The 18629-nt window shown below is 38.2% G+C and carries 17 protein-coding genes and 1 pseudogene; 14 read left to right on the forward strand and 4 right to left on the reverse strand.

Annotation, left to right across the window (positions count from 1 at the left end):
- Nucleotides 1-337: 337 nt before the first annotated feature.
- Nucleotides 338-1645 carry a diguanylate cyclase domain-containing protein gene (locus AB1A03_RS12755; protein WP_354625011.1) on the forward strand — a complete coding sequence of 436 codons (1308 nt, stop codon included), beginning with the start codon at nt 338-340 and terminating at the stop codon, nt 1643-1645.
- 76 nt (nt 1646-1721) lie between these two features.
- Here AB1A03_RS12755 and folE2 read toward each other — a convergent pair whose 3' ends face one another.
- Complete coding sequence (gene folE2 / locus AB1A03_RS12760; protein ID WP_354625012.1) at nt 1722-2642, reverse strand: GTP cyclohydrolase FolE2; 921 nt, start codon at nt 2640-2642, stop codon at nt 1722-1724.
- 290 nt (nt 2643-2932) lie between these two features.
- Between folE2 and AB1A03_RS12765 the strand changes: the two genes are divergently transcribed.
- Together AB1A03_RS12765 and AB1A03_RS12770 are read left to right on the forward strand one after the other, a co-directional pair.
- Nucleotides 2933-3892: a PAS domain S-box protein gene (locus tag AB1A03_RS12765; RefSeq protein ID WP_354625013.1), complete on the forward strand. Its 960-nt coding sequence runs from the start codon at nt 2933-2935 to the stop codon at nt 3890-3892.
- 33 nt (nt 3893-3925) lie between these two features.
- Nucleotides 3926-5185 (forward strand): ATP-binding protein, encoded by a 1260-nt coding sequence (locus tag AB1A03_RS12770; protein WP_354625014.1) that lies wholly within the window; start codon nt 3926-3928, stop codon nt 5183-5185.
- Nucleotides 5186-5246: 61 nt separating this feature from the next.
- On the opposite strand, the gene AB1A03_RS12775 is transcribed toward AB1A03_RS12770, so the two are convergent.
- Complete coding sequence (locus tag AB1A03_RS12775; RefSeq protein ID WP_354625015.1) at nt 5247-5798, reverse strand: peptidylprolyl isomerase; 552 nt, start codon at nt 5796-5798, stop codon at nt 5247-5249.
- 15 nt (nt 5799-5813) lie between these two features.
- Nucleotides 5814-6404 carry a YajG family lipoprotein gene (locus AB1A03_RS12780; RefSeq protein ID WP_354625016.1) on the reverse strand — a complete coding sequence of 197 codons (591 nt, stop codon included), beginning with the start codon at nt 6402-6404 and terminating at the stop codon, nt 5814-5816.
- Between the two features lie 874 nt (nt 6405-7278).
- Between AB1A03_RS12780 and uvrB the strand changes: the two genes are divergently transcribed.
- The gene (gene uvrB, locus AB1A03_RS12785) at nt 7279-9291 is read left to right on the forward strand and encodes an excinuclease ABC subunit UvrB (protein WP_354625017.1); all 2013 of its coding nucleotides are present in this window, start codon (nt 7279-7281) and stop codon (nt 9289-9291) included.
- Nucleotides 9292-9434: 143 nt separating this feature from the next.
- On the opposite strand, the gene AB1A03_RS12790 is transcribed toward uvrB, so the two are convergent.
- On the reverse strand, nt 9435-10016 hold the full coding sequence (locus AB1A03_RS12790; protein WP_354625018.1) for a Maf family protein: 582 nt from the start codon (nt 10014-10016) through the stop codon (nt 9435-9437).
- 126 nt (nt 10017-10142) lie between these two features.
- Here AB1A03_RS12790 and yceD point away from each other — a divergent pair, with 126 nt between their 5' ends.
- From yceD to mltG, 10 genes and pseudogenes are all read left to right on the forward strand, one after another.
- Nucleotides 10143-10664 (forward strand): 23S rRNA accumulation protein YceD, encoded by a 522-nt coding sequence (gene yceD, locus AB1A03_RS12795; protein WP_354625019.1) that lies wholly within the window; start codon nt 10143-10145, stop codon nt 10662-10664.
- An 18-nt stretch (nt 10665-10682) separates the two neighbouring features.
- Entirely contained in the window at nt 10683-10856 is a 174-nt protein-coding gene (gene rpmF, locus AB1A03_RS12800) for a 50S ribosomal protein L32 (RefSeq protein ID WP_354625020.1), read from the forward strand.
- 7 nt (nt 10857-10863) lie between these two features.
- Complete coding sequence (plsX, locus tag AB1A03_RS12805) at nt 10864-11904, forward strand: phosphate acyltransferase PlsX (protein WP_354625021.1); 1041 nt, start codon at nt 10864-10866, stop codon at nt 11902-11904.
- Nucleotides 11897-12856: pseudogene (locus AB1A03_RS12810) on the forward strand (beta-ketoacyl-ACP synthase III). The gene plsX and the pseudogene AB1A03_RS12810 overlap by 8 nt, the downstream one beginning before the upstream one ends.
- 205 nt (nt 12857-13061) lie before the next feature.
- On the forward strand, nt 13062-14006 hold the full coding sequence (fabD, locus tag AB1A03_RS12815) for an ACP S-malonyltransferase (RefSeq protein WP_354625022.1): 945 nt from the start codon (nt 13062-13064) through the stop codon (nt 14004-14006).
- On the forward strand, nt 14006-14740 hold the full coding sequence (gene fabG, locus AB1A03_RS12820) for a 3-oxoacyl-ACP reductase FabG (RefSeq protein WP_354625023.1): 735 nt from the start codon (nt 14006-14008) through the stop codon (nt 14738-14740). The genes fabD and fabG overlap by 1 nt, the downstream gene beginning before the upstream one ends.
- Nucleotides 14741-14903: 163 nt before the next feature.
- Entirely contained in the window at nt 14904-15137 is a 234-nt protein-coding gene (gene acpP, locus AB1A03_RS12825; protein WP_354625024.1) for an acyl carrier protein, read from the forward strand.
- A gap of 313 nt (nt 15138-15450) precedes the next feature.
- Nucleotides 15451-16692 (forward strand): beta-ketoacyl-ACP synthase II, encoded by a 1242-nt coding sequence (gene fabF / locus AB1A03_RS12830; RefSeq protein ID WP_354625025.1) that lies wholly within the window; start codon nt 15451-15453, stop codon nt 16690-16692.
- 109 nt (nt 16693-16801) lie between these two features.
- The gene (gene pabC, locus AB1A03_RS12835) at nt 16802-17638 is read left to right on the forward strand and encodes an aminodeoxychorismate lyase (RefSeq protein WP_354625026.1); all 837 of its coding nucleotides are present in this window, start codon (nt 16802-16804) and stop codon (nt 17636-17638) included.
- A complete protein-coding gene (mltG, locus tag AB1A03_RS12840; protein WP_354625027.1) occupies nt 17628-18626 on the forward strand; it encodes an endolytic transglycosylase MltG in 999 nt (332 codons plus the stop codon). The genes pabC and mltG overlap by 11 nt, the downstream gene beginning before the upstream one ends.
- Nucleotides 18627-18629: the final 3 nt, after the last annotated feature.

Raw genomic sequence — 18629 nt, forward strand, 5'->3', positions numbered from 1 at the left:
AATATCCTTGAAAATAAAGTATTTATCTGTTTTAGACATTTAAACTGTGAAGACTAGCAAGTTACTTAGATGAAAGTGCAAATATCGTGTGATCTCTGGTTTTTTAAAGAATACAATGTAATTTGATTGTTAAGTGAGCAGTTTGCAAGTGTTTTTTATACATTTACTTGATAAATATCTATTTGCTAAAGAATAGCGATAGAATAAATGGTACTGTATAGTTTATAATTGATCGTATGGTTTTATCTATTACTTATGTTGATAAGCGTTTTCATTGATGAATTAAATAATACTTAATAAATTTTAAACTTAATTAAGGTTAATAAAGGGATAATTTATGGCGCAACACAAACAGGCTGAAGATACAAATAAGGTTGATTCATTTATTTCTTCTTTAGAAGGTAAAAATGGCGACAATATGGGTGTTGTGAATATTGCTAAATATAAACAACCCGAAGAGGCTGTTAGCGCAGAAATATCTGCATTTGAACAGGTGATGTCGCAAATGAATATTGCAGATTGTCGAGCTTTCGACAATAAATATTCACAATTATGGCAAGAGGCAAGTGATGAAAACACATTACTTTCCGTCATGCTTTGTGAAATAGACTTTTTTAAAGCTTATAATGATAATTATGGCCATCAAGGCGCTTCATTCATGCTGCTTGTTATTGGTCTTGCTCTGAAAAAAGCATGTGAAGAGCATGATTGTTTCTTAGCTCGTTATGAAAATGAAGAATTTGCCATTTTAATGAAAGGTGGCAATGAAGAAAAAGCATTAGCAGTCGCAGAAGCGTTACGTAAATCTGTTGAGTTATCACGAACTGAACATAAATATTCGAGTGTTAGTAAAGTCGTTACATTAAGCATTGGTGTTTCAAGTGTATACCCTAATTCCATGAAAATGTTGGTCCGTGAGGCTAATCGAGCACTGCATGATGCGACAGCTGATGGGCGAAATCAAGTTTCAAGCATCTTTCCTCATAAAAGTAATGTAGAGTTGAGTGATAATGCACTTGAAAATAGAGAGTCAGTAACAGAAGAGGACTCCATTAAACATAATAGTGCAGAAGCTGTTAAAGCTAACGAAGAAAAAGCAAATGCAGCAGCGGATACGCTTAGCAACTCTCCTTCGGTAGATTTTAAACAGAAAATTCGCGATATGAAAATAGCAGATTGTGGCTCTTTTCATGATAACTTTGTAAAACTGTGGGAAGAGAGTAAAAAAGAAAATGAGCTATTATCAATGTTAATGTGTGAAGTTGATTTTTTCCAACCTTACATTGATAATTATGGCGTTGCAGCTAGTGAAGATATGTTAATTACAGTGGCAACTGTTTTACAAAAGATCGCGATCATTAATGGTTGTTTTGTTGCTCATGTAGAAGGTGAAAAATTTATTATCTTAATGAAAGGTGGTAATGCAACGAGTGCATTGAAAGTCGCACAATCTCTACATAAGGGCGTAGTAAAATCAAATCTTAAACATGACCATTCCGAAGCTACTGACATTGTAACAATGAGTATCGGATTATCTAGTTTATTCCCAAGTGATTTAAATACGATGAAATCTTTGATGATAGAGGCTAATACTGCATTACACGCTGCTATAACAACTGGCAGAAATCAGATTAGCGTGCACTAATAACCATTACAGATAACAATAAATAAAAAAAGGAGCAAAATGCTCCTTTTTTTATTTATACCAGTTGAATCAAATATTAAGCAGAGTAACCGCCTTTAATGCCCTTACTGGTAATTGACACGGCATCATGTGCATGTAAGCTTTCATAGTGATTTACACGTAACCAAAAGTCATCAAACTTAATTTCTGGAATAAGAACATGCTGAAGTTGTCTTGCAGCATCTTCACAGAACATTAAATTTTGTCCATTTAAACGCGCAAACTCTTGTTCATCTTCGCGTTTAACCGCTGCTTGAACTGGCGTTTTCAAGGTACTTTCCACTAAATCAATTAATTCAATAACCGGGAATGATTTGTTTGATTTATTTAATTTAACTTTGACATCTACGACGCTTCGTTGACTGTGAGGGGTTGCTACTATCCCTTTTGTTGAGCCTAACCAATTCATCACCTCATCTTTATTCACTTCTGTTTGTTGTGAATATGTATTTGCAAATTCACGTTGAATAAGTTGTCTTGCTAACGCAGCAGAACAAGGACAAGTGGATGAGTAGGGCACTTTAACTTGCATTTCAAATGTTAAATGTGTATCGATAAGCTGTCCAATAATCGTCACAGGGTAAGCTTTCCAGCCTCTTTTTTCACTAATTAATGATTTGCGTCGTAAGTGGTAATCAAACTCAAATTTCACATAGGCCTGTTGACTTAATTCATGGTGACTTTGTATGAAGCCATTGAGCAATTCTGTTAATGTATTTAACGTTAACTCTGAGTCTGTTGATAATTGATCAAGTTGTAGATACAAACGAGACATGTGAATGCCTTTGGCTTGAGGATCGCCTAAATTCACAAACACCTCAGCTTTGGCGCTTACTTGTTGTGGTACGCAATCATCAGTTTGTACCATTAAAGGTAACTCAATATTACTCATGCCAACTCGATCAAGTTTACCCTCTGTTTGAGCTTGTGCACTATTTGCTATATCTGGCATTGCCATTAGGTAAAACTCCCTTAATCATGATTAAGCATTTATAGATAATTTAAAGGCTGCATTATAGACGTCTTCTAAACATTTAAAAACCATGAAATGCAAAGGATTATCAACAGTCAGTGAAAGTGGCTGTTTTTTGAGCCATTTGTTTTGGTTAAGTGATTAAAAATGGGTATATTATGGTGATTTATGACACTAGTCACTTATTTTCAGCCTTTTATATCAAATTGTAGATAGAATTGTCCTTCTTTCACTTTTAAAAGTAATAAAATCATTCGAAATTTTCAGGGGGCATTGTGAATATATTTATTCTAAAAACATGGGTGCATTATTACGTTGCACTATTAAAAAAACTCGGAGCATTTCGTTTTAGTTTGATTTTAGCTGTTGCAATTATTACTGCCGATTCGATTTTGCAGATTTTATTAGGATACTACTTCAATGCACCTTTGGATATTGTCGATATATCGCGATCTTTCATTTTAGGGTTAATTATTACACCTTGGGCTGTTTATTTTTTAACTGTGGTGGTTGGAGATCTAGAAGACGCCAGACAGCGCTTAGGAAACACCGTTGCAAAATTGCAAGTGATGTTAAAAAATGATCAGGAAAAAACGGATGCTTTAGAGTGTGAAATTATTGAACATCAGAAGAGCCAAAGGCAACTTGAAGAAACGGCTATTTTATTGCGTTCCTTTTTAGATACTTCCCCCGATCTCTTTTTTCATCGTGACTTGAAAGGATGCTTTGTTAGTTGCAATAAGGCGATGGAAGAGTTAGCTGGAAAAACCGAGGAGCAGCTTATAGGTTTAACACCCTTTGATATATATCCAGAATCCTATGCCAGACAGGTCGTTGAACGAGATTTAAAAACGCAAGAAACGAATCAAGAGCAGATTAATGAGCATTGGTTGCATTATCCTAATGGACGACAAGCTTATTTTGAAGTACGGGCATTACCTTTGTATAACAGCCATAAGAAATGTGTTGGTATCATTGGTTTCGGCCGTGATATTACTGAACGTAAAAAATACCAAGAGTCTTTAGAGAAGGCTAGCCGCGATAAAACAACATTTATTGCGACGATTAGTCATGAATTACGTACGCCACTAAATGGTATCGTTGGACTAAGTCGTATGCTGTTAGATGAAAACCTGACCAGTGAGCAAATTAAATACCTTAAAACTATCCATATTAGTGCTATTACATTGGGCAATATATTCAATGATATTATTGACTTAGATAAACTTGATTGAAGACGCTTAAATTTAGTTAGTAATCATATTAACATGCCTGATTTTATTACCGATCTGAAAAGTCTTGCTTTTATTCAAACTGAACAAAAGGGGTTGGCATTACGTTTTCAGCAGAAAAGTTTACTGCCAAATTATATTACAGCAGATGATACTCGACTTAGGCAGGTGCTCTGGAATCTAATTACTAACGCGGTGAAATTTACAGTAGAAGGCACTGTCACCATTGACTGTTATAGTGAAGCAATTAATGAAACACAAGGCCTACTGACTTTTGAGGTACAGGATACTGGTATTGGTATTCCCACTGATCAGTTAGAAAAAATATTTGCGATGTATTACCAAGTTAAAGGTAATCGACATGCAACGGGAACAGGGATTGGTTTGGCTGTTTCCGCACAAATCGTCAAAGCTATGGGGGGCACGCTTACGGTACAAAGTACCCTCGGTGAAGGGAGTCTATTTAAGTTATCTATCCCTGTAGAGTGTTCTGAAACAAATCATAATAATCGACTTATTTCCCATTCATTGCCCACCTTATCTATTTTATTGGTTGAAGATATAGATTTAAATATTGTGGTAGCTAAAGCTTTATTAGAAAAGCTAGGGCACCATGTAGATAGCGCTATTAATGGCCAAGAAGCACTTGATAAAGTGGCTAATAACAAATATCAGTTGATTTTAATGGATATTCAGTTGCCTGATATGGATGGGTATCAAGTGACCCAAGCATTGCGCCATAGATATGTAGATGATCTTCCGCCTATTGTGGCATTAACGGCAAATGTTTTTGCCGATAAACAAAAGTTTATCGAACAAGGCATGGATGATGCGCTTGGAAAACCGCTTGGGATTGAATCCTTTAATGAGATGATTGTAAGACTGTTTACGAACCAGAAAAAGGAGGATAATAGTGATATGCCTATAGTGATTAACGATGTTAATGAAACGATTATCAATGAGCCAATGTTGTGTGAACTGTTCGATTTTCTACCAACGTCAGTAATGCTTGAAAACGTTGCTCTTTTTGCGCAGATGATACCCGATTATTTACAAATTCTTGATTCAAATATCATTGCTAAGGATAAAAAGGGAATAGTGAGTGAGGCACATAAAATCAAAGGTGCAGCTGCTTCAGTCGGCTTAATACGTCTTCAGGAGTTAGCGCAAAAAATTCAATCACCAGAATTGCCTGCTTGGTGGGATAATATTGATGATTGGCATGAATTGTTCAAATCCAGTTATGAAGGAGATATTGATACATTAAAAAAATGGATTGTTAGCCATGGAAAATAGCCTAAGTTATTTTAGTGTAGGTATTAGGTTAATACCTACATATTAAGAACTATTTTATCGCTTATTTTGTGGTTGTTTTTTGAACAGTGATGCTGTTAATGATGATAGGTTGAGTCGGACGATCTCCCGCGTTTGTTTTGACCTTTGCAATTGCATCAACTACATCCATCCCTGAAGTCACTTTTCCAAATACGGCATATCCCCAATTGCCATTTTTAGCATCTAAAAAATAATTATCTTTTTGGTTAATAAAGAATTGTCGCGTTGCTGAGTGAGGGAAGTTTGTTCTTGCCATGGCAATCGTACCGCGTTCATTACTCAAGCCATTACGCGATTCATTTTTAATCGCAGCAAAGGTTACAAATTTTTTTCCTGTGGCATTTTCTCCACCACCTTGAATCATAAAACCATTAATAACACGATGAAATATTGTCTCTTTAAAACCATCTTGATTTACATAGGCTAAAAAGTTAGAGACGCTTTGTGGGGCTTGGTCGGGGAAAAGTTCAATAGCTATTTTCCCCTGTGAAGTATCGATAACTACACTGGGGTTGCCAGCGGCAAAGCTAGTGGTGCTCAATATTAGTAGTAAAGCAGATAACAGGTATTTCATATTTATTCCTTAGGATTAGAGTTTTTGTAGTTTAGCGTTAAGTTCAGGGTCTTGAATGATTTCAGTTAATATTTGTGATAATTGCGTATTTAATTGTTCAGCCAATTTATCACTATCTGCTTTAAACACGCCTTGTTGTGCAAATCGTGATTTATAGGTTTTGCTAAAAATCTGATTATCAAATGTTAATTCTATCTTTATAACAATGTCAGCATTATTTTCAAAGGAGACACTACCTTGTTCGACTTTAGCAAGTAATTTAATTAATTGAACATTAATAATATTGCTACTATCAGCTTGGAAGTTTTGGCTCTGTTGTTGCCATTGTTCACGTAGCGTCCTTTCAATGACTAACCGGCTGCTTTGGCTTTCATTTACTAACATAGCAACGCCATCTCCCTTGCTAATTTCAATAATATGGCGCGCAATTCGTCTGTCTTGGCTGGTTAAGTGCCAAGTGACTTTGCTGTTTTCTAGGTTGTTTGTTGCTGCAATAGATAGCTCTGGATTAAGTTGCACAGTGGTTGACGGAGCGCTGCAAGCCATTAATAATGCTGTACAAACAACCCCTACTTGGAGTGATATTTTTTTAAACAAGAAATGCATGGTAGTAGATCCTCTGACTAATTAGTGACACAGAGCATAGCAAATAAAGGGCGTGATTTATTCTTTGTTTGTAAACATATTGCTATTTTTTTTGTGCGCTTTTTAATCACGATAAATATTGAATGTTAAATATAGGCTAATAGAAGGTTAATTTTATTTCTATTTCTACAATTATGGAACAATTGATCATGTAAATTCCTGTTTACAGCTTTTTTTACCTTTTTGTATGAAATATGATCAAACTATTACTTTGCTTTTTTGAATTTATTTAAAAAAATAATTCACAATATCCTACAAAGCCCATGTTATCTAGCTTCATCACGGTTATCCACTTTTTCTGTGGATAACTCTGTGGGGAGTTTTATTAAAAGTTGCTGAAAGCCTTATGATTACTTACTTTGTCGTGGGTTGTTGCAAAAACAAGCGGAAATTAAATTTATTAAAAAACAGTCACTTAAGAATGTCAAGTGTTTGTTGTTAATCTATATTTGATGTTTTGTTTGTGATAATTGTTTCGCTACAAGTCAATACTTTTCTGTGAATTATTTTTTCGGTTATTTGCATAAATAGATTGACAAGCAACTGATTGTTGTGAATTTTTATTGTTTGTTTTAGCAGCGCTTACCATGCTAACAAAATAAATACTGAGCCATATTGTTATGATTCTGTAACATATGAAGATTTCTTTTGTGCACCTTTATAGTGCTATAAATCTGCTGATAATGGTTTTAAATGAGGCTTTGGATGATTTTTTTTCATCAAGCTTGTATTTATATACTTTTAATGAAGTATAAAATAATTTATAGAGTCAGTTACATGATCACAGATGGTGTTAAACTATCTAAACGATAAAATATGCTGTAATAGGGCTGTTATGAAAAAAAAATTTCAATTGTCATCAACATTTTCGCCTGCAGGCGATCAACCTCAAGCGATTGAAAAACTCGTTGATGGTATTGAATCGGGGCTCGCTTTCCAGACGCTTTTGGGAGTGACTGGCTCAGGGAAAACATTCACCTTGGCCAATACCATTGCCCAGTTGAATCGCCCTACATTGATTCTTGCACCGAATAAGACCTTAGCTGCGCAATTGTATGGCGAAATGAAGGATTTTTTTCCCCATAACGCCGTTGAATATTTCGTCTCCTATTATGATTATTATCAACCAGAAGCCTATGTACCGAGTTCTGATTCCTTTATTGAGAAAGATGCCGCGGTCAATGCCCATATTGAACAGATGCGTTTATCTGCAACTAAAGCCTTATTAGAACGTGATGACGTGGTGTTGGTCGCCTCTGTTTCTGCTATTTATGGATTAGGGGATCCCACTGCGTATTTAAAAATGATGTTGCATCTCACCCTTGGTGAAATAATCTCTAGCCGTGAAATTCTGCAACGCTTGGTTGATTTACAATATAGTCGTAATGAAACGGAATTAAGCCGTGGTACTTTTCGTGTACGTGGGGAGGTCATTGATATTTTTCCTGCTGATTCGGAAAAAGAGGCGTTGCGTATCGAATTATTTGATGATGAAGTGGAAAATATAACGATTTTTGACCCATTAACGGGGCAACAGCTCGATAAACTAACACGTGTGACCGTATACCCTAAGACCCACTATGTAACGCCTAGAGAGCAAATTTTAAAAGCCGTTGAGGCCATTAAAATAGAACTCAATGAACGTAAAAAAGCGTTTTTAGCTGAAAATAAACTCATTGAAGAGCAGCGTATTTCTCAGCGTACCTTATATGATATCGAAATGATGAATGAGTTAGGTTATTGCTCGGGTATTGAAAATTATTCTCGCTACTTGTCTGGGCGCGCACCGGGTGAAGCACCACCGACGTTATTTGATTACCTCCCTAACAATGGTTTGTTGATTATTGATGAAAGTCATGTAACCGTCCCACAAATTGGCGCTATGTACAAAGGTGATCGTTCCCGTAAAGAAAACTTAGTGAATTACGGTTTCCGTTTGCCATCGGCTTTGGATAATCGTCCGCTTAAATTTGCGGAATTTGAGAAATTGGCACCACAAACCATTTATGTTTCTGCCACACCCAGTGATTATGAAATTGAAAAATCAGAGGGTGATGTAGTACGGCAAGTGATTCGTCCGACAGGATTACTTGATCCAGAAATAGAGGTGCGCCCAGTTACTACTCAAGTCGATGATCTGCTTTCGGAAATCAATCTTCGCTTACCATTAAATGAGCGTGTATTAGTGACCACCTTAACCAAACGCATGGCAGAAGATCTTACCGATTACCTTAATGAACATGGTATTAAAGTACGTTATTTACATTCCGATGTTGATACTGTTGAGCGTGTTGAGATTATACGCGATCTACGCTTAGGGGTTTTTGATGTATTAGTGGGGATCAACTTACTACGTGAAGGGTTAGATATTCCTGAAGTTTCACTGGTGGCAATATTAGATGCGGACAAAGAGGGCTTTTTACGTTCTGAGCGTTCGTTAATTCAAACCATGGGGCGTGCTGCACGTAACTTAAAAGGTAAAGCCATTTTATATGCCGACAAAGTGACGGCATCCATGCAAAAGGCGATGAAGGTGACCGAAGATCGCCGCCTTCTGCAACATAATTTTAATCAAGCCAATGGCATTGTTCCACAAGGCTTAAATAAGCAGGTCAATGATGTTCTGCAACTTGGGCAGCGCAATCTTAAAAAAGGCAATAGTAAACAAGATAAGGTCGCTGAGTATAAAGCCAACTACCAAGTTAACAGTGAGCAGGAGATCCTTAAGCAGATCGTTAAATTGGAAAAGCAGATGTTTACATACGCCAAAGAACTCGAGTTTGAACAAGCTGCAAAAATCAGGGATGAAGTTACTAAATTACAGGAACAATTAGTTTCTATGGGGTAAGGGGAGTACAACGTATCCTCAGTGTCAGTTGTTGCTAATACAAATATTGGGGAGATAATGGCAAGATGGAAAATTTTGTCATGATAGAAGATACATGCAACTTGAATATGTTATATCAGTCATCTTCAAGTTGCATTGATATATTAAATGACGGAAAAGTTTTCGTTCTCTAGCATTTTAATTAGCGATATGAGTGGTAAGCCGATTAAACTATTGGGATCTTTGCCTTCAAAAGAGTCAAATAGGGCGATACCATACCCCTCACTTTTAAAGCTGCCTGCGCAATTGTACGGTTGTTCTTTTTCTAGGTAACGAGTGATCATTGCATCACTCAACTCTCTAAATTGCACGGTATAAGGCTCAACCAGAGACTGAACTCGTCCCGTTGCACTGTTAACTAAAGCGAGACCCGTATAAAAGGTGATGCGTTTACCACTGGCGGCTTTGAGCTGCTTAAATGCGTTTTCAAAGTTACCTGGTTTGCCTAAAATAACACCGTCATTCACGCAGACTTGGTCACTGCCGATAATCAATGCATGCTCATATTTGTCTGTGACAGCCTGTGCTTTTTGTATAGCTAAACGCGTCACTAATTGTTGTGCATTTTCACTGGGCAAGGCGGTTTCATCAACATTGGGTTTGTCGGTTAAAAATGCTAGATGCAATTTTTCCAGTAGTTGCTTTCGAAAGGGGGAGGTGGATGCTAAAACAAGAAATTGGGGCATATTGGCCTCTTTTTTTATCTATGAATTGTGTTATTCTATGGGCTTGAAAATAATAAAGCGATAACATAATAAAAAATGTCGCTTTTTCTTTGACTATCTTAACAGCAAACTATATTATTCGCGCCCATGCAAAAGGTTAAATTACCGATTAGCGTTGATCCTGTTCGCGCTGCTCAAAAACAACTGGAACTTGATGCTCATATTCCTAAGTCGTTTTTGAACAGATTGGCAGAGTCAACAATCAGCGTTCAGTCTGATATCAACACGACTTTTTCATTTGATATTGATAAGCAAAAGCTGAGAATATTTCATGGCAAAGCTAGTGTTGAAGTAGAACTCATTTGTCAACGGTGCAGTGAGCCTATGCTTTATCAGTGTGAAGCTGAATTTACGTATTGTCCCGTTCATAACCAAGAACAGGAAAATAATTTACCAGACGCCTATGAACCCATTTACTATGATGAAAATGGAGAGGTAAATCTTTATCAGGTTGTTGAAGACGAACTGATTCTGGCTCTTCCGCAAATTGCAAAACATGCAATAGAGGATTGTCAGCTCGGAGCGTACGAAGTTACCTTTGGTGAAATTGATGAAGAAGAACAGCGTCCCAACCCATTTGATGCATTAGCTAAGCTAAAGCACAAGTAACAAGCAGGAATTTTAAAAATGGCAGTACAAAAAAGTCGTAAGACTCCTTCAAAACGTGGTATGCGTCGTTCACATGATGCACTAGGTGCAGGTGCTCAACTTTCTGTAGACTCTACATCTGGTGAAACTCATCGTCGTCATCACATGACTGCTGATGGTTTTTACAGAGGCAGAAAAGTAATCGACCTATAAGATTACTTTGCGTAAATTTACTATTGCGCTTGATGTCATGGGGGGCGATCTCGGTCCCCATATTCCTATTTTAGCGGCTAAAAAATCACTTCAGTTACATACCAATCTGTCAATATTGATAGTTGGCAACCAAACACTGTTACACCCTTTTTTACAAAAGCATAATCTTCTAAATCATCCTCGTTTGCATGTTATTCATACAGATACGTTTATCTCTATGGAAGATAATCCCGTATATGTTTTACGCCATGTTTCAGGTACATCTATGCACCTCGCATTAGATTTGGTGGCCCAGGGAAAGGCGGATGCATGTGTTAGTGCCGGTAATACAGGGGCGCTAATGTTGTTAGCAAAACAGGCATTGAAAACCTTGCCTGGTATCTCTCGACCCGCATTAGTCTCTGGTTTGCCCAATAATTGTGCTGGCCACACTTATCTTTTAGACTTGGGCGCTATTTTACAGTGTGATAGTGACACTTTGTTTAATTTCGCGATTATGGGCAGTGTACTTTGTGAAAAGGTAGAGCAAATTAAAAGTCCTACCGTTGCCCTGCTTAATGTGGGTAAAGAAAATAATAAAGGTAATGATATAATTAAACGCTGTGCTGATTTGTTAAAGCAGACTCCGCATGTGAATTACATTGGTTTTATTGAGGCGAACGATATCTTTTCCTGCCAAGCCGATGTGGTTGTAACCGATGGTTTTAGTGGTAACGTTGCATTAAAAAGTTATGAGGGGATGGGCCGTGTCTATCTATCGCAGTTAAATAAAGCACTGAATACAAACTTTTATAGTAAACTGTTAGGTAGGTTATTAAATCCAATTTTAAAAAAGCAGTTAAAACATTTGCATCCGGATATGTATAATGGAGCAAGTTTAATTGGGCTACGCGGTATTGTTGTTAAAAGTCATGGTAGTGCAAATGAAGTTGCATTTACCTATGCCATTGAACAAGCGATCAAAGAGATTCAATGGCAAATCCCTGCGTGTGTAGCTGAGACGTTAGAAACTGTTTTATCAGAGCGAGATTGTTTATCACATGAATAGTAAAATTATAGGTACTGGTAGCTATTTACCGGCAGCGATACGTACAAACGACGATTTAGAGAAAATGGTCGACACGAGTGATGAATGGATCACGACACGTACGGGTATTAAAGAGCGCCGTATCGCAAACAAACAAGAAACAATCGCCTTTATGGGAAAAGAGGCGGCGGTTAATGCATTGCAAGCTGCGAGTTTAACCGCGTCAGATTTAGATATGATTATTGTCGCAACGACCAGTAATCATAACGCTTTCCCTTCTGCTGCCTGTGAAGTACAAAATTTATTAGGCATTTATAATATCCCCGCTTTTGATGTTGCTGCGGCCTGTGCTGGGTTTACCTATGCATTAAGCATTGCCGATAATTTTATTAAAGCTGGTGGTGCTAAAAACATTCTTGTCATTGGTGCCGATAGTTTAGCTAATACCTGTGATCCAACGGATCGCTCAACAGTCATTTTATTTGGTGATGGTGCTGGGGCGGCTATTGTTAGTGCAACCACCGAAGTGGGCATTTTATCGACTCATATCAATGCCGATGGCCGTTATGGTGATTTATTAAAATTGCCAAATGTTGAGCGTGGCAATATGGATACCCTGAATACGGCCTATTTATCAATGGCAGGAAACGATGTCTTCAAAGTTGCTGTGACAAGATTAAGTCAAGTGGTTGTTGATACTCTCGCGGCTAATAATATTGCTAAAGAAGAGTTAGATTGGTTGGTTCCTCATCAAGCGAACCAGCGAATTATCAGTGCTACGGCTAAAAAATTAGGGATGTCCATGGATTAAGTTATTCTAACGCTTGATAAACATGGCAATACTTCTGCTGCATCAGTGCCCTTGGCGCTAGATGAAGGCATTCGTAGTGGCAAAATCAAACCCGGTCAGCTAGTTTTACTAGAGGCATTTGGTGGTGGGTTTACATGGGGTAGTGCCTTGCTCCGTATGTAACACTCAATTCAGTAATTACCTACTTATTAATGCTTGTTAAAATGGATGTTAGCTTAAGGTGAAACAGTGTTTCACCTTGGTTATTCATTGTTTAATCAGAAGCGCATACTTAATGATTATTTTCATTCATTTTTCCTATGCCTAAATAGAGTATTTGATGAGTGGGTTTAGTCTAAAAACAGTTATATTCATAGGAATTTAAAATATGACAAACTTTACTTTTGCCTTTCCTGGGCAAGGCTCGCAAAGTGTTGCTATGCTAGCTGAACTAGCAGAGACATTTCCTGTTGTTGTAGACACCTATAAAGAAGCAAGTGCTGCACTAGGTTATGATTTATGGGCGCTGGTGCAACAAGGTCCGAGCGAATCGTTGAATCAGACAGATAAAACACAACCTGCATTACTTGCGGCATCAGTCGCTATTTGGCGTGTTTGGGAAGAGCAGGGTGGTATAAAGCCCACCGTTATTGCTGGTCATAGCTTAGGCGAATATTCCGCTTTAGTGTGTGCAGGTGTTATTAATTTTCAAGATGCCATTAAACTCGTTGAGTTACGCGGTCAATTAATGCAACAGGCTGTGCCTGCTGGAACAGGGGCTATGGCTGCCATTATTGGTTTAGATAACGATGTTATTGCAACCTGTTGTGAAAATGCAGCACAGGGACAAGTTGTTTCTCCTGTTAACTTTAATTCTCCAGGACAAGTTGTTATTGCGGGCAATAAAGAAGCGGTAGAACGAGCGGGTCTATTATTAAAAGAAGCTGGTGCAAAGCGCGTACTTCCTTTACCTGTTAGTGTTCCTTCACACTGTGCATTGATGAAACCTGCCGCAGAGAAATTAGCTGTTGCGCTGCAAGACATTGAATTTAAAACACCGACAATGGCTGTTATTAATAATGTCGATGTCGTTGCAGAAACGGATGCCGCTAAAATTAAAGACGCCTTAGTTCGTCAGTTATTTTCACCTGTTCGTTGGACAGAAACGATTGAAAAAATGGCGGCAGAGGGGATCACACTACAAGTTGAAGCTGGACCTGGTAAAGTGTTAAGCGGCCTTGTACGACGTATCGATAAGAGTTTTACTGCCAGTTTTATCAATGATAATGCTAGCCTTGAGCAATCACTGGCAGCAGTTAAAGGAGCACAATAATGAGTATGAAAGGTCAAGTGGTATTAGTAACGGGTGCAAGTCGTGGTATAGGACGTGCTATTGCTGAAAGTTTCGTTGCATTAGGTGCAACGGTACTTGGTACAGCGACGAGTGAAAATGGCGCAGCAGCGATCAGTGAATATTTAAGTGATGCAGGTAAAGGATTTGTGCTAAATGTAACAGAAACAGATTCTATCAGTACACTTTTTGATGAGATCAAAGCACAATATGGGGCTGTTGATGTGTTAGTCAATAACGCTGGCATTACTCGTGATAACTTATTGATGCGTATGAAAGATGATGAGTGGAATGATATCATTAACACGAATTTAACGCCCATCTTTAAAATGAGTAAAGCGGCATTGCGTCCAATGATGAAAAAACGTCATGGACGTATAATTAACGTCGGCTCTGTTGTTGGTACTATGGGCAATGCAGGGCAGGCTAACTATGCTGCTGCAAAAGCGGGTGTGATTGGCTTTACTAAGTCTTTAGCACGAGAAGTGGCAAGCCGTGGTATTACTGTTAATACAGTAGCTCCTGGGTTTATTGAAACTGATATGACTAAAGCATTAACAGAAGAGCAACGTGCAGCGACACTTTCTGCTGTACCTGCAGGTCGTTTAGGTGATCCGAAAGAGATTGCTGCAACGGTTGTATTTCTTGCATCAGAAGGCGCAGCTTACATTAATGGTGAAACAATTCACGTTAATGGCGGCATGTATATGGTCTAAAATTGACCGCTAAATTGGTGAAAATGGTTGGAATTTATATCTTTATTGATTAAGATCCAAAAAAAGTGGTCTAACCAGCAATAGAATACTTGAATATTAAACGTGATAGAATAAACTGTCGCAACTAAATAACGCAACAGCGTATCCACAAAGGAAAATAAAAATGAGCAATATCGAAGAACGCGTAAGAAACATCATCGTTGAACAACTAGGTGTTCAACTAGACGAAGTTAAAAACGAAGCTTCTTTCGTTGACGATCTTGGAGCTGATTCTCTAGATACAGTTGAGCTTGTAATGGCTCTTGAAGAAGAGTTTGATACAGAAATTCCAGATGAAGAAGCTGAGAAAATCACAACTGTTCAATCAGCTATTGATTACATTGTAAACAACGCTTAATAATTCATTCAACTCTGAATGATTGTGTATTTTTAAAAGGCGGTCCTATGACCGCCTTTTGTGTCTTTAGCGGTTCAGATTAAAGTAACTAATACCAATCCGTATAAGTATCTGACCTATTTCGTTGGTTAAAATAATAGATAACAGCATTGCATTCAATCGTAATAGCGAGCTATTACTCAATCATGCGCCTTGCTCTCTATCATTTTTCCTCAACAAGCTATGACCGTAATATTATGTTAATTGGTATGAATCAGCATTATTATGGTGATAATTGATTTAGTTTAAATAATCCTAATCAGGAGGGATCATCGTGTCAAAGCGAAGAGTTGTAATAACTGGCTTGGGGATGCTATCACCCGTAGGTAATACGGTGGAAGAATCATGGCAAGCAGTACAAGCTGGACAAAGTGGCATTTCTAATATTGACCATTTTGATACAGAAAAATTCTCTACAAAATTTGCTGGATTAGTCAAAAACTTCAATGTTGAAGATTATATGCCACGTAAAGAAGCCCGTAAAATGGATGAATTTATCCAATATGGTGTTGCCTCAGCGGAGCAAGCTTTACAGGATTCTGGGCTAATCATCAATGATGATAATGCCGAGCGAATCGGTGTCGCCATCGGTTCGGGTATTGGTGGTATCACCACGATTGAAAACAATGTACGTAATTTCGAAAAAAGTGGTCCGCGTAAAATAAGCCCATTTTTTGTACCTGCAACGATTATCAACATGATCTCTGGCCATGTTTCAATTAATAAAGGCTTAAAAGGGCCTAACATTGCGATAACAACGGCTTGTACAACGGGAACACACAGTATCGGTATGGCTGCACGTATGATCCAATATGGTGATGCAGACGCTATGTTAGCGGGCGGTGCTGAAAAAGCTTCAAGCGAATTAAGCATGGGGGGATTTGCCTCAGCTCGCGCCTTGTCAACGCGTAATGATTCACCTGAAACAGCGAGTCGTCCTTGGGATAAAGATCGTGATGGTTTTGTGTTAGGGGATGGCGCGGGTGTATTAGTACTCGAAGAGTATGAGCATGCCAAAGCGCGTGGTGCAAAAATTTATGCAGAACTTGTTGGTTTTGGTATGAGTGGCGATGCTTACCATATGACATCACCACCAGAAAGTGGAGCAGGTGCAGCATTATCAATGAAAAATGCGATTAAAGATGCCAATATCGCCGCAACTGATATTCAATATATTAATGCCCATGGTACGTCAACGCCTGCTGGAGATATCGCAGAAACGCAGGCTGTTAAAAGTATCTGGGGTGATCGAGCCAATGAAGTGATGATGAGCTCAACTAAATCGATGACAGGTCACTTGTTAGGTGCAGCTGGTGCCATCGAAGCTATTTTTAGTGTGCTAGCATTGCGTGACCAAGTTGCGCCACCAACGATTAATTTGCAAAATCCAAGTGAAGGTTGTGATCTAGATTATGTGACCGATGGTAAAGCTCGTCCAGCAGATATCGAATATGTACTATCTAACTCCTTTGGTTTTGGTGGTACTAACGGTACTCTGATTTTTAAACGCGTTTAATCTATTGGCTGTGTTACTCTGAAGCTGAACTGCATTTCTAAGTAATTTAGGTATATAATAAAAACCCGATTTCATGGTCGGGTTTTTTTATATGTGAAGAAAGTGAAATATGTTAATTAATGGAATAGAAAATAATCAAATTGCGGCAACGGATCGTGGTCTTGCCTATGGTGACGGGCTCTTTTCGACAATTAAAGTTGAGCACGGTGCTGTGCAGCTATGGGATTATCACCTTGCGCGCTTTAAGCGAGGTGCCGAACGTCTATTTTTCCCCGTTGTTGATTGGTTTTTACTTGAACAGGAAGTTATGACCTTGGCTAAAACGCTTTCAGGGAACTCCCTCGCTGTCATTAAAGTGATATTGACGCGTGGCTCTGGTGGTAGAGGCTATAGTAGTCGTGGTTGTGATACACCGTTGCGTATTGTTTCTTGCCACCCCTTTCCCGATTTTTATTTGTCATGGCAGCAGCAAGGGATCAACATTGAGTTATGCCAACAGAGATTAGCCAGTAGCGGCCAACTCGCTGGTATAAAAACCCTAAATCGTCTTGAACAAATACTCATTAAACACGAACTGGAAACTTTGCAGGCATTAGAAGGCATTGTCTGTGATAATGACGGCTATGTCGTAGAGGCCTGCAGTGCCAACGTATTCGTTTATTTAAATGATCAATGGCTGACTCCGAAACTCGAGACCAGTGGAGTGGCTGGTGTTAAACGTCAACAGATTCTAGATGCTGCGCAGCAATCGGGGATAGCTATTAAAGAGACGCATCTACGGGTAGATGAATTATTCAACGCGCAGGGATTATGCATTACTAATGCGTTGATGGGGATCGTTGCGGTGCGCCAACTGCAAGATCATGTTTATCCGAAGGAAGGGTTAGTCGCTGTCCTTACTTTGCAAAATTTATTAAATCAAAGAGAACAATTAGATGTCTTGTAAAAGAACCGGCCTAGCCTTACTTGTATTATTGAGCTTATTGTTCACCGCTTTATATTATGCACAAAAAAAGTTAGATGAATATTTTTCGCAACCACGCATTGATAAAACTATGTTATTCACTGTTAATAGTGGCAGTAATTATTCGAAACTGGGTAATCACCTGAAAACGCAAGGTTTAGTGAGTGATTTGTTATTATGGAAAGTGATTGGCAAATTACATCCGCAGTTGACCGATATTAAATCTGGCACTTATCAGTTTAACGAGGGGGCAACGATTGAAGATATTCTTGCTATTGTCAATAGAGGTGTGGAATATCAATTTAAAGTTACTTTTGTTGAAGGTAGTACCTTTAAAGAGTGGGTAGCTATATTAAATAATGCCGAAATGCTCAATCCAATAGAAAAAAATGAACAGCAAATATTAGCAATGCTTGGTAGTCCATACAGCAAACTGGAAGGGTTACTTTTTCCGGAAACTTACCATTATACCGCTTCGATGAGCGCCTATAACATTATTGAAACCGCTTATCAAAAGCAGTTGTCTGTGCTTGATAAATTGTGGGCAGAACGGGACCCAAATTTACCATTGAAAACACCCTATGAAGCCTTGATTTTGGCTTCGATCATCGAAAAAGAGAGTGCATTAGCAGCAGATCGTGACAAAATTGCTTCGGTCTTTATTAATCGAATTAATAAACGGATGCGATTACAAACTGATCCTACGGTTATTTATGGCATGGGAGATAGATATAACGGACGTATACGCAAAAAAGATCTACAAGAAAATACGCCTTATAATACCTACCGAATAGATGGCTTACCGCCAACTCCTATTGCTATGTCAAGCGAAGCAGCGTTATACGCCGCATTACATCCAGCCAAAACTAATTATTTATATTTTGTGAGTAAAGGGGATGGTAATTCTTACTTTTCAAAGAATTTGGTTGAGCATAATAGGGCAGTACAAAAATATATTTTAGGGAAATAAAAT

Source organism: Psychromonas sp. MME2 (genome assembly GCF_040566515.1).
Taxonomy (GTDB): Bacteria; Pseudomonadota; Gammaproteobacteria; order Enterobacterales; family Psychromonadaceae; genus Psychromonas.